At 66.5% G+C, this 11,784-nt stretch carries 10 protein-coding genes; 6 read left to right on the plus strand and 4 right to left on the minus strand.

Annotation, left to right across the window (positions count from 1 at the left end; translation table 11 throughout):
• Positions 1 to 9 precede the first annotated feature (9 nt).
• Entirely contained in the window at positions 10 to 1,215 is a 1,206-nt protein-coding gene (gene pcaF / locus KLP42_RS20500; RefSeq protein WP_215568824.1) for a 3-oxoadipyl-CoA thiolase, read from the plus strand.
• Between the two features lie 443 nt (positions 1,216 to 1,658).
• Here pcaF and KLP42_RS20505 read toward each other — a convergent pair whose 3' ends face one another.
• Positions 1,659 to 3,230, minus strand: a complete 1,572-nt coding sequence (locus KLP42_RS20505; RefSeq protein WP_215568825.1) for a S10 family peptidase — start codon at positions 3,228 to 3,230, stop codon at positions 1,659 to 1,661.
• A 217-nt stretch (positions 3,231 to 3,447) separates the two neighbouring features.
• Between KLP42_RS20505 and KLP42_RS20510 the strand changes: the two genes are divergently transcribed.
• Positions 3,448 to 3,987 carry a hypothetical protein gene (locus tag KLP42_RS20510; protein ID WP_215568827.1) on the plus strand — a complete coding sequence of 180 codons (540 nt, stop codon included), beginning with the start codon at positions 3,448 to 3,450 and terminating at the stop codon, positions 3,985 to 3,987.
• A 72-nt stretch (positions 3,988 to 4,059) separates the two neighbouring features.
• Positions 4,060 to 5,436 carry a PepSY-associated TM helix domain-containing protein gene (locus KLP42_RS20515; RefSeq protein ID WP_215568829.1) on the plus strand — a complete coding sequence of 459 codons (1,377 nt, stop codon included), beginning with the start codon at positions 4,060 to 4,062 and terminating at the stop codon, positions 5,434 to 5,436.
• A gap of 70 nt (positions 5,437 to 5,506) precedes the next feature.
• Here the strand turns inward: KLP42_RS20515 and KLP42_RS20520 are convergent, their stop codons facing one another.
• The 3 genes from KLP42_RS20520 to KLP42_RS20530 all read right to left on the minus strand — a co-directional run bounded on the left by KLP42_RS20520 (position 5,507) and on the right by KLP42_RS20530 (position 7,348).
• The gene (locus tag KLP42_RS20520; RefSeq protein ID WP_215568831.1) at positions 5,507 to 5,665 is read right to left on the minus strand and encodes a YqaE/Pmp3 family membrane protein; all 159 of its coding nucleotides are present in this window, start codon (positions 5,663 to 5,665) and stop codon (positions 5,507 to 5,509) included.
• 246 nt (positions 5,666 to 5,911) lie between these two features.
• On the minus strand, positions 5,912 to 6,478 hold the full coding sequence (locus KLP42_RS20525; protein ID WP_215568833.1) for a DUF1003 domain-containing protein: 567 nt from the start codon (positions 6,476 to 6,478) through the stop codon (positions 5,912 to 5,914).
• A 132-nt stretch (positions 6,479 to 6,610) separates the two neighbouring features.
• A complete protein-coding gene (locus KLP42_RS20530; protein ID WP_215568834.1) occupies positions 6,611 to 7,348 on the minus strand; it encodes a FadR/GntR family transcriptional regulator in 738 nt (245 codons plus the stop codon).
• Positions 7,349 to 7,895: 547 nt separating this feature from the next.
• On the opposite strand from KLP42_RS20530, the gene araD1 reads away from it, so the two are divergent.
• Genes araD1 through KLP42_RS20545 form a run of 3 tightly spaced genes read left to right on the plus strand, consistent with a single transcriptional unit; the run spans position 7,896 to position 11,695 of the window.
• The gene (gene araD1 / locus KLP42_RS20535; RefSeq protein WP_215568836.1) at positions 7,896 to 8,885 is read left to right on the plus strand and encodes an AraD1 family protein; all 990 of its coding nucleotides are present in this window, start codon (positions 7,896 to 7,898) and stop codon (positions 8,883 to 8,885) included.
• A gap of 17 nt (positions 8,886 to 8,902) precedes the next feature.
• A complete protein-coding gene (locus tag KLP42_RS20540; protein WP_215568838.1) occupies positions 8,903 to 9,829 on the plus strand; it encodes a Gfo/Idh/MocA family protein in 927 nt (308 codons plus the stop codon).
• Positions 9,830 to 9,877: 48 nt separating this feature from the next.
• Positions 9,878 to 11,695 carry an IlvD/Edd family dehydratase gene (locus KLP42_RS20545; protein WP_215568840.1) on the plus strand — a complete coding sequence of 606 codons (1,818 nt, stop codon included), beginning with the start codon at positions 9,878 to 9,880 and terminating at the stop codon, positions 11,693 to 11,695.
• The last annotated feature ends 89 nt before the right edge of the window (positions 11,696 to 11,784 follow it).

Consider the following 11,784-nt stretch of genomic DNA (forward strand, 5'->3'; position numbering starts at 1 on the left):
GAACAGATCATGACAGAAGCCTTTATCTGCGATTACATCCGCACGCCCATCGGCCGCTTCGGCGGCTCGCTGTCCTCCGTCCGCGCCGATGATCTCGGCGCCGTGCCGCTGAAGGCGCTGATTGCCCGCCATGCCGGGCTCGACTGGGAGGCCGTGGAAGACGTGATCTTCGGCTGCGCCAACCAGGCGGGCGAAGACAACCGCAACGTGGCGCGCATGTCGGCGCTGCTTGCCGGCCTGCCGGTTTCCGTCACCGGCACCACCATCAACCGGCTGTGCGGCTCCGGCATGGATGCCGTCGTCACCGCAGCCCGTGCCATCCGGGCAGGGGAGGCGGAGCTGATGATTGCCGGCGGCGTGGAAAGCATGAGCCGCGCCCCCTTCGTGCTGCCGAAGGCCGAGACCGCCTTTTCACGCAATGCGGAAATCTACGACACCACCATCGGCTGGCGTTTCGTCAACCCGCTGATGAAGAAGCAGTATGGCGTCGATTCGATGCCGGAGACCGGCGACAACGTGGCGATCGATTTCAACATCAGCCGCGAGGATCAGGATGCCTTTGCCGTGCGCAGCCAGGCCAAGGCTGCGGAGGCCCAGGCCAATGGCCGGCTGGCCTCCGAAATCACCCCGGTCAGCGTTGCCCAGCGCAAGGGCGATCCGCTGATCGTCGATCGCGACGAGCATCCGCGCGCCACCTCGCTGGAGGCGCTTGCCAAGCTGAAGCCGGTCAACCGCATGGACGGCGCCACCGTCACCGCCGGCAATGCCTCCGGCGTCAATGATGGCGCGGCCGCCCTGATCATCGCCTCGGAAGCGGCGGCGAAGAAGCACGGCCTCACGCCGATTGCCCGCATTCTCGGCGGCGCGACGGCCGGTGTTCCGCCGCGCATCATGGGTTTTGGCCCGGCACCGGCTTCGAAGAAGCTGCTCGCCCGCCTGGGTCTGACGGTCGACCAGCTGGACGTGATCGAGCTGAACGAGGCTTTCGCCAGCCAGGGCATCGCAACGCTGCGCGATCTCGGCATCGCCGATGACGATGCCCGCGTCAACCGCAATGGCGGCGCCATCGCGCTCGGCCATCCGCTCGGCATGTCCGGCGCCCGCATCGCCGGCACCGCCGCGCTGGAACTCAAGGCCACCGGCGGCCGCTACGCGCTGTCCACCATGTGCATCGGCGTGGGGCAGGGCATCGCCGTGGCGCTGGAACGGGTATAAGGATACCGCACAGAGACGCATGGTGCTGCCCTTGTCCGGCGGCGCCATGCCGCCCATCCATGCGTTTCCTTTGGCCCTGCCTGCGCTTCCGCTCGGGTATCCCTCGCCACGCCGCTCCGTCTCCACGGCACTTCCCTTCGCCTTCCCGCCCCCCCCCGCCGTCGTCATCTTCGGCCCCCTCCGTCGCCATCCTCGCACTCCCCTGCGTCATCCTCGGGCTTGACCCGAGGATCCAGTCCTGCGCGAACCGCAGCCGCGAGATGCCACGGAGCGTGGCGCCATGGATCCTCGGGTCAAGCCCGAGGATGACGGCGGAAGGCGAGGATGACGCGGGAGGGGAGGGCGCAGAAAGAAGGGCGACGCAGGAGGGGAGGCCAGCGATCCTCGCCACACGAAGGGAAGGTCGAGCCTGCGCGCCGCTCACCCGTATTGTCACCCCTGCCTTACCGATAAAACGCCTGCGCATCCTGAAAAATCTGCCGGCGGTCGTCGTCGCGGGTGTAGAACATGTGGCCGCCGCGATAGAGGTTGAGCTGCGTGCGCCCCTCGCCAAGCGTCGGCGGCAGGTGGTTCAGCACGTAGCGGCTGGCGCCGAACGGCGTCAGGATGTCGGAATAGCCATGCGCCACCATCAGCCGGAAGGAGGGGATGGTGGAGAGAAGGTCACGCAGGTCGGTGGCGATGCTGGCGGTCACCCGGCTGTCGCCGCCGCGCCCGCCGTTCCATTCCCAGCGCCGGTTCACCTCCTCGTTCAGCAGCGTGTAGGTCATCTCGGTGCGGAAGCCGAGGCTGTCGCGGGCATAGGCCGAAAACGCCGCAGCATAGGCGCGGGTATAACCTTCCAGCACCGGATCGTCATTGCGCACGAAGACCGATTCCGGATAGGCATCGACATGGGTTTCGCCGGCATCGTAGGGGCTGAGAATACGGCCGGGCCCGCCGGCCTGCTTCGCATAGAGATCGCCGACAAAGCCGCGGGTCGGCGCAATGGCCTGTTCCGAAAGCCCCGTCCAGCCGGCAATTGTCCGGTAGAAGGCAGCCGCCGCCTCGCCCTGCGGCCAGGGTCCGGCCAGCGTGGCGAGATAGTCCGTCATGGCAAAACGTTCGGCCTCGCCGACCTTTTCCCGGTCGAACCGGCCCTGCCGTTCCAGTTCTGCGGCGGCAAGGGCGGGAAACTGCAGCGCCGCCGCCAGCGGATCATTGTCATTGCCGAACACGAAGCGGCCTTCCATCAGCGGCGAAATCATCACGATACCGGACGGAATCAGGCCCTGGCTGTTCTTCATCGCCAGCGCCACCTTGGCGGCGCGAAAGCCGCCATAGCTTTCGCCGAGCAGATATTTGGGGGCGGGCAAGAGATCGGCATTGTCGCGCACGTAAAGCGCAATCGCCTTGGCAAGGCTCTCGGCATCCTGCCGCACGGAATAGAAACGGCCGGCCGCCTCGTCGCTCAAGGCGCGGCTCCAGCCCGTGCCGACCGGATCGATCAGCACCAGATCGGAAAAGGCCAGCCAGCTCTCCGGGTTGTCGCGCAGTACCGGCCGGCTTCCATCGGCATTATCGCCGGAAAACGGCAGGATTTTCGGGCCGACCAGCCCGAGATGCAGATAGGCGGAGGCGGCACCCGGCCCGCCATTGAAGGCGAAGGTGACGGGGCGCCCCGGCGTGCGATCCTTTGCGCGGTAGGCGGTATAGAAGATCTTCGCCGTCACCTTGCCGTCCTGGCCGCGCAGCGCAAGCGTTCCGGCGGTGGCCGAATAGGGGAGGGGGCCGGTCGGCGTTTCCAGCACATGCGCGCTCACCGCATCGGCCGGCAGGAGATCGAGCAGGCCACCGCTGCGCTCCGACCCGCCACTGCGCTGCGGATGGTCGGGACCGCCCGCATGCTCGTCACCACCGGCACCCCCGCCGCCGGCCTGCTGGGCAAGAGCGGGCGGGGCAAAAAGGCAGGGAGCCGCCACCGGCACCGCCACGAGGCAGGCACCCAGAAGGGCAAGGGAAGGGGCAAGGCGCATGTCGTCATCTCCTGCTGCGGCGCGGGGCCGCTGTGTTCAGTCCGGGCGAGGGGGCTGGCTCCGAAGACACCGCGGCGAATTCCGCCCCCCAAGTCAGTCCGTGCCGCCGCAAACCGCCCTCAATGTAGGGCGGTGCGACAATAGGGAAACTCAACTTGGCTTGAACCGCTGCCACAAGCCGGTAAAGAAGATGTCAGCCCACGCGGGATGCAGACATGTGACCGCAGCGGGCAGGGTATGCGTTCGCGGGGGCGGACGCCAGAAGGCGACCGATCTTTCGGTCACCCAGACGAGGGACGACGCCACAGCCATGCGGGTGATGCGGCAGATCATGCGGGACAGGATGCTGGCCGGCGCGCTTGCGCTGGTGCTCGGCTATCTGTTGCTGCTGCAGGCCGCCGTCGGCGATTACAGCCGCAGCATGATGGCGGCCGCCCTGCTGACCGATCAGGGCACGCTCTGTACCACCCTCGGCCCCGCCATGCCGCCGGCCGCCACATCGCATGGCGCCCATGCGGGGCAGGATGACGGCACCGGCCACACCGACCACGGTAGGCTGCTGCCGGATTGCTGCGGCCCGCTCTGTCGGCTGGCAGCCGGCCTTGCGGTCGCCATGCTGGCGCCGCCCGATGCCGACGGCCTGACATTTGCCGCGGCGCCGCAGCGCCGGATCTTTGCCATTCCGGCCAATGCCCGCCCGCAGGTGCTGCTGCGCGGCCTGAGCGGCGCCGCCCGCGCCCCGCCCTTCCTTTCCTGAAGCGCATTCCCTTGAACCGCCGGCCGCACGAGCTGCGCCGGCCCGCCTTGCCCATTTCTTCAGGATGACACCATGTCCGACATCACCTTCGGGCGAAGCGCCGCGTCGAGCCAGACGCGCGCCGCCGATCTCTACCGCGCCGTCTGGCGCTGGCATTTCTATGCGGGGCTGCTGGTCCTGCCCTTCATGATCACGCTGGCGCTGACCGGCGCCCTCTATCTTTTCCGTGACGAACTCGACAACCTCATCCACCGCGATCTCAAGCAAGTGGTGGTGGAGGAGACGCGCGCGACACCTTCCGCGCAGGTCACGGCGGCACTCGCCGCCTTTCCCGGCAAGGCGGTGAAATTCACCACGCCCGCCACGCCGACCGCCTCCACCGAGGTGACGGTGGTGACAGAGACCGCCCGCCTTGCCGTCTACGTCAATCCCTATACGGCGGACGTGCTGGGCGCGCTGCCGGATCGCGGCACGGTGATGTGGACGATCCGCTATCTGCACAGCCTCAAATACTTCGGCACCTCTGCACGGTATCTGATCGAGATCGCCGCCGGCTGGTCGATCCTGCTGGTCGGCACCGGCATCTATCTGTGGTGGCCGCGCCAGCAGCGGGGCGGCGTGCTGTCCGTGCGCGGCACGCCGGTGCGGCGCGTCTTCTGGCGCGACCTGCATGCGGTGACCGGCCTTTTCGTCGGCGCCGTGATCGTCTTCCTCGCCGTCACCGGCATGCCCTGGTCGGGCGTCTGGGGCGCCAAGGTGAACGAATGGGCGAACGGCAGCAATTTCGGCTATCCGGCCGGCGTGCGGGTGGCCGTTCCGATGTCCGGCGAGCATCTGGATCACGTGGCGAAAACCACCTGGTCGCTGGAACAGGCGAAGGTGCCGTTGTCACCACAAGCTGCACCGGGGGCCGGGCAGGGGATGCAGCCGATCGGCCTCGACCGCGCCATTGCCACCTTCGACGCGCTGGGGCTCACGCACGGCTATTCCGTGGCGCTGCCGCAGAAGGCAAGCGGCGTCTATAGCGGTTCGGTCTATCCGGATGACCTGTCGAAACAGCGCGTCGTGCATCTCGACCAGTATAGCGGCAAGCCGCTCGTCGACATGAGCTATGCCGATTACGGCCCGCTCGGCCGCGCGCTGGAATGGGGCATCAACGTGCATCTCGGCCAGGAATTCGGGCTGGCGAACCAGATCGTGCTGACGATCGCCTGCATGGCCATTATCCTGCTGGCCGTCTCGGCCGGCGTCATGTGGTGGAAGCGGCGCCCGCAAGGCGCGCTCGGCGTGCCGCCGATGCCATCCGATCCGCGGGTGTTTCGCGGCCTTCTCGCCATCCTCGTCATCGGCGGCCTGATCTTCCCGCTGGTGGGCGCCTCGCTGGTGCTGCTGCTGGCGCTCGACACGCTCTTCCTGCGGCTGGCCAGACACCGCCGGGCGCGCGCCTGAGACGGCGGGCAAAAAGGGAAGGGGGAAGGGGGAAGGGGGCAGGCCCGGCACTGCCCCTTTCAGGATCCCGTCACTTGCGCGCGATCACCCAGACGGCATGGATGATGCCGGGCAGGTAGCCGCAGAGGGTGAGCAGGATGTTCAGCCAGAAATGCAGGCCGATGCCGACCTGGAGAAAGACGCCGACCGGCGGCAGCAGGATGGCGAAGAGAAGACGGATGATGTCCACGGAAGGCCCCTTGTGAATGCATCGAGGAGGATGGCTGCGGTGCGGCGGCGCCGAGCCGGTTCAGGGGCATGAACGCGGGGCGACGCCTTTGGTTCAATGCGCCTGAACCGGCACGCGCAGCATGACGAGGGCAGGGATGGCCGCGTGCGCGTGTATGGCGGGCGGTCAGACAGACGGGCCCCGGCGCAGAAAGCGCTGAACGGAGGGGCGCCGGCGCATGCGCGCAAAGTGCCGGCCGGAGATAGCCTAGCCGTTCTCTCCCTTGCGTTTGGCGATATGGTCCATCACCTTTTCCGGCCGCACCTCGCGCTTCAGTTCCTCGAGGTCCTGATCGATGTCGATCTGCACGTCGAGCCGATGGGCAAGTTCCAGCACCAGCGCGATCAGCCGCGTCGTCTCGTGCTCGTGCAGCAGCGAGATCTGCAGGTTGAGGTCGGCGCGCTTGTCATCGGCGGCGGCCATGCGGTTCTGGCTGATCAGCACGAAGGTGGAGAGGAAGATCGCCTCCACCGACGCCGCCATGGCCAGCACCACCAGCGAGGGATCGAAGGGCGCCACCAGCGGCAGCACGCCGGTATTGATCAGGATCCAGCCGCCGAACAGCACGAGATGCAGAAGGACGAACCCCATGCTGCCGGCAAAGCCGGTCACACGGTCGGAGATGCGGTCCGCCAGGCTGTCGGTGGCGGCATCGCTGCGGGTGCGCTCGACGAGGGTGGAGATGTTGCGGTCCAGCGTGCGGCTGAGCGCATCCTTGCCGCGTTCCACACGGCGAGAGGTCGGCGAACCGGCGGGGGGAGGGGAGGCTGTCATGGAACGGTTTCTCGCGGGGGATCCTATTGCCCCCCAAACCGTCGCGCACCGGCTTCGGTTCCACCGCCCGTCCCACCCCCCGCCTGGCAGGGGGAGGGGAGGCGGCGAAGACGCATCCGCCCGGCGCTCGCCTCAGCCCGCCGGCGCCAGCGATTTCTCGATGCGGCCGCGGCCGATCTCGATGACGTGGCGCATGGCCGCCACCGCCCGTTCCGGGTCGCGGGAGGCTATCGCATGGGCGATCCGCAGGTGATTCGCCGCCACCTCGTCGAGCATCTCCGGCGAGGCGGCCGGCGAGGAAAGGCGGAAGGCAATCGCCAGCGCCGCCTCGATCAGCGCGCTTGCCGAGCGCATGAAGGGATTGCCGGACATGCGGGCAATGGCGAGATGGAATTCGAGATCCACCTTGGCAATGCTTTCGGGCGTGTGCGACAGGTCGTCGAACTTGGCGGCGATCGCATAGAGCGCCACGATGTCGTCGCTGGTTGCCCGTTCCGCCGCCGCCGCCGCCGCCGCCGGCTCCAGCGCCATGCGCATCTCGGCGAGATATTCGATGAAATCCAGATCGACCCCCGCGTCGCAGCGCCAGCCAAGCACGTCCGGATCGAAGAAATTCCAGCTGGAACGCGGCAGAACGCGGGTGCCCACCTTGGCCTTCGGCTCGATCAGCCGCTTGGCGGCCAGCGTCTTCATCGCCTCGCGCAGCACCGTGCGCGACACGCCGAATCGCTGCGACAGGTCCGCATCGCCCGGCAGGATCGCCCCTTCGGCAATGGCGCCGGAGACGATGGCACTGCCAAGCTCCGCCACCACATGCGCATGGCTGCTGCCGCGCTTCCTGCCGGCGATGGTCGTTTCAAGCAGCCCCACGAAACTCTCCTTCAGATCGACCCGTCGTCCACAGCGGCTGCGGGCCGCAGCCCGGTCCAGCCAGTTGTGCCGCCCATGGTTTCAGATTGGTGTATGTCCTGCCGGTGGGCTCTGGCAAGGCCGCCATCGGGGCCTGCGCGTCGCCCCGCAAGCGAAAATCCCCAGTATTTTCAGGGCCGCAGCCGGCGGGCACGCCGCCGCCTTGCCTGCCCCTTCGCATCCGTCGCATCGTGTCCTCCCCCGGATGATGACAGATCTCCGGGCAATAAGGATCATATAATATGACTTTTGAAAACGGAGTTTTTGACGGTTTTGCGAAGAAACCGGCACAGAATCGGCTTAAATCGTTACAATTTGAGGCGTCTGCCGGCATTTTCCCCAGTGCCTGCCTGTTGTGCATGCAGAAGAAACGGTGCTAGGTTGCTTGACAACAGGGCTTTGGGGCAAATAGTCATATTATTGACAAGACCGCGTCCCACGGCGCGGGGAGGAGGGCATGGCCGGATACGGGCGCCATGCCGAATCGTGAGACGGGTGCAATAAAATCATGTTGAGACTTCTGCAGGTTGCGGTCGATGGCCAGGTGCGCGTTGTTGCCTGGGATGGCGAGGGCGAGGCACGGGTTGTCGAGGGCGTTTCCTCCACCTACGAGCTGGCGAGCAAGGCGATTGCCGCCGGCCAGGGCTTTGCCGATTATATTGCAACCCTTCCGGCCGGCGCCGTGGTGGATCTTGCCGCAGCCGAGGCCGAAGGCCGCCTGCTGCTGCCGGTCACCCATGCCGACCCCGCCCATTTCATCGTCGCCGGCACGGGTCTCACCCATCTCGGTTCCGCCGATGGTCGCGACAAGATGCACAAGGCCGCGCAGTCGGAAGAGAAGCCGACCGATTCGATGCGCATGTTCCTGATGGGCGTCGAAGGCGGCAAGCCGAAGGCCGGCGAAACGGGCGTGCAGCCGGAATGGTTCTACAAGGGCGACGGCTCGCAGCTGAAGGCCACCGGCGAGGATCTCGTCTCGCCCGCCTTCGCGCTGGATGGCGGCGAGGAGCCGGAGCTGGCGGCGATCTACCTGATCGGCGAAGACGGCACGCCCTATCGTCTCGGCTTCTGCCTTGCCAACGAATTCTCCGACCACGTCACGGAAAAGGGCAACTATCTGTGGCTCGCCCATTCCAAGCTGCGCCAGGCCTCGCTCGGCCCGGAACTTCTGGTCGGCGAACTGCCTGAGCATGTGGAAGGCACCTCGCTGATCCGTCGCGGCGACGAAGTCATCTTCGAAAAGCCCTTCCTGTCCGGCGAAGCGAACATGTCGCACACCATCGCCAACCTCGAGCATCATAATTTCAAGTACGAGCTGTTCCGCCGCCCGGGCGACCTGCACGTGCACTTCTTCGGCACGGCGACGCTGTCCTTCACGGCCGGCGTGAAGACCGAGGCCGGCGACCGGTTCGAGATTTCCGCCGCCCCGTTCAAGTTGACGCTTGTCAACCGCCTGGCCGTCGCCGAGGACGCGCCGGTCGCAATCCGTCCGCTCTGAGAGGTCTCGCGTCAATCATGTCCTCCATTCGTCTCGCCATCGTCGGTCTCGGCAAGATCGCCCGCGACCAGCATCTCCAGGCGATCGCCGCCACCGACGGCATCGAGCTGGTGGCTGTCGCCAGCCGCAATGCGAAGCTGGACGGCGTCCACTGTTTCACCGACATCGATGCGCTTCTCGCCTCCGGCGTGGAGATCGACGCGGTGTCGCTGTGCACGCCGCCGCAGGGCCGTTTCGAGCAGGCGCGCGCCGCCCTTCTCGCCGGCAAGCATGTGATGCTGGAAAAGCCGCCGGGCGCCACCATTGCGGAAGTCTTCGCGCTCGACCGGCTTGCCGGCCAGCAGGGCCGCAGCCTCTACGCCACCTGGCATTCGCGCGAAGCGGCCGCCGTGGAGCCGGCCCGCAAGCTTCTTTCCGAACGCAAGGTGAAATCCGTGCATGTGGAATGGAAGGAAGACGTGCGCCACTGGCATCCGGGCCAGGACTGGATCTGGGAGCCGGGCGGCCTTGGCGTGTTCGATCCGGGCATCAATGCGCTGTCCATCGTCACCCGCATCATGCCGGAAAGCTTCCATCTGGTCGCCTCGGATCTGTCTTTCCCGGCCAACCGCGCAGCGCCGATTGCCGCGGACCTCGAATTCCGCAGCGCCGGCGGCCTGACGCTGACCGCCGCCTTCGACTGGCGCCAGACCGGGCCGCAGACCTGGGATATCCGCGTCGAGACGGAAGAGGGACCGGTCGTGCTGACACATGGCGGCAGCCGCCTCTTCGTTGACGGTGCAGCACAGATCGTCGAGGAAGACCGCGAATACCGCAATCTCTACAAACATTTCGTGTCTCTGGTGAATGCCGGTCAGTCGGATACGGATTTCTCGCCGCTGGTGCATGTGGCCGATGCCTTCATGCTGGGCCGGCGCCACGTGGTCGAAACCTTCGAGGACTGATCCGGAGCCGGCCATCCCGTTCACGCTTTTGCAGAAGAAGACAAGCTCATGAGCAACGACACACTGCCCACCACCACCGGACCGAACGGCAAGCTGCGCTCGCGCGCCTGGTTCGACAATCCGGCCAATGCCGACATGACCGCGCTCTACCTGGAGCGCTACATGAACTTCGGCCTCAGCCAGGCGGAACTGCAGTCCGACCGCCCGATCATCGGCATTGCCCAGACCGGCTCGGACCTGTCGCCCTGCAACCGCCACCATCTGGAACTGGCGAACCGCCTTCGTGACGGCATTCGCGAGGCCGGCGGCATCGCCATCGAATTCCCGGTCCATCCGATCCAGGAAACCGGCAAGCGCCCGACGGCCGGCCTCGACCGCAACCTTGCCTATCTCGGCCTCGTGGAGGTGCTCTACGGCTATCCGCTCGACGGCGTGATCCTGACCATCGGCTGCGACAAGACGACGCCGGCCTGTCTGATGGCCGCGGCCACCGTCAACATTCCGTCGATCGCCTTTTCGGTCGGCCCGATGCTGAACGGCTGGTTCCGCGGCGAGCGCACCGGCTCGGGCACCATCGTCTGGAAGGCACGCGAACTGCTGGCCAAGGGCGAGATCGATTATGCCGGCTTCGTGAAGCTCGTTGCCTCCTCGGCGCCGTCGACCGGCTATTGCAACACCATGGGCACGGCCACCACGATGAACTCGCTGGCCGAAGCGCTCGGCATGCAGCTGCCCGGTTCGGCCGCCATCCCGGCGCCCTATCGCGATCGCCAGGAAATGGCCTATCTGACCGGCCTTCGCATCGTCGAGATGGTCAAGGAAGACCTGAAGCCGTCCGACATCATGACGAAGGACGCCTTCATCAACGCCATCCGCGTCAACTCGGCCATCGGCGGTTCCACCAATGCGCCGATCCATCTCAACGGCCTTGCCCGCCATCTCGGCGTCGAGCTGACGGTCGACGACTGGCAGACCTATGGCGAGGAGATTCCGCTGCTCGTCAACCTGCAGCCGGCCGGCGAATATCTGGGCGAGGACTACTATCATGCCGGCGGTGTTCCGGCGGTCGTCAACCAGCTGATGCAGAAGGGCCTCATCAAGGAAGATGCGCTCACCGTCAACGGCAAGACCATCGGCGAAAACTGCCGTGGCGCCGTGATCGAGGACGAGAAGGTCATCCGTCCCTATGACCAGCCGCTGAAGGAGCGGGCCGGCTTCCGCGTGCTGCGCGGCAACCTGTTCTCCTCGGCCATCATGAAGACGAGCGTGATCTCCAAGGAGTTCCGCGACCGCTACCTGTCCAACCCGGATGATCCGGAAGCCTTCGAAGGCAAGGCCGTCGTGTTCGACGGTCCGGAGGACTACCATCACCGCATCGACGATCCGTCGCTCGGCATCGATGCCAACACGGTTCTCTTCATGCGCGGCGCCGGCCCCATCGGTTATCCGGGTGCGGCCGAAGTCGTCAACATGCGCGCGCCGAGCTATCTGCTGAAGCAGGGCGTCACCTCGCTGCCGTGCATCGGTGACGGCCGCCAGTCCGGCACGTCCGGCAGCCCGTCGATCCTGAATGCCTCGCCGGAAGCAGCTGCCGGCGGCGGCCTTGCGATCCTGAAGACCGGCGACCGCGTGCGCATCGATGTGGGTCGCGGCAAGGCCGACATCCTGATCTCCGAGGAAGAGATCGCCGCCCGCTATGCCGAGCTTGAGGCAAAGGGCGGATACCAGTATCCGAAGCACCAGACGCCGTGGCAGGAAATCCAGCGCGGCATCGTGGGGCAGATGGAAACCGGCGCGGTTCTGGAACCGGCCGTGAAGTATCAGCGGATCGCGCAAACCCAGGGTGTTCCGCGCGACAACCACTGAGAGGGGGCGCCAGATCCGGCGCAGGGCCGTGCGGCCCGGGTCCGGGAGGTGCCTTCAGGCTCAAGAGAACATGTGGGCGACGGTTTCGC

The organism is Rhizobium sp. CSW-27, from assembly GCF_018760785.1.
Lineage (GTDB): Bacteria > Pseudomonadota > Alphaproteobacteria > Rhizobiales > Rhizobiaceae > Neorhizobium.

What these genes read in the sequence shown, in the direction of transcription:
- KLP42_RS20545 (WP_215568840.1), top strand. Translation starts at nt 9,878, where the DNA reads ATGAGCAACGACACACTGCCCACCACCACCGGACCGAACGGCAAGCTG.
- KLP42_RS20525 (WP_215568833.1), bottom strand. Translation starts at nt 6,478, where the DNA reads ATGACAGCCTCCCCTCCCCCCGCCGGTTCGCCGACCTCTCGCCGTGTG.
- KLP42_RS20540 (WP_215568838.1), top strand. Translation starts at nt 8,903, where the DNA reads ATGTCCTCCATTCGTCTCGCCATCGTCGGTCTCGGCAAGATCGCCCGC.
- pcaF (WP_215568824.1), top strand. Translation starts at nt 10, where the DNA reads ATGACAGAAGCCTTTATCTGCGATTACATCCGCACGCCCATCGGCCGC.
- KLP42_RS20505 (WP_215568825.1), bottom strand. Translation starts at nt 3,230, where the DNA reads ATGCGCCTTGCCCCTTCCCTTGCCCTTCTGGGTGCCTGCCTCGTGGCG.
- KLP42_RS20515 (WP_215568829.1), top strand. Translation starts at nt 4,060, where the DNA reads ATGTCCGACATCACCTTCGGGCGAAGCGCCGCGTCGAGCCAGACGCGC.
- araD1 (WP_215568836.1), top strand. Translation starts at nt 7,896, where the DNA reads ATGTTGAGACTTCTGCAGGTTGCGGTCGATGGCCAGGTGCGCGTTGTT.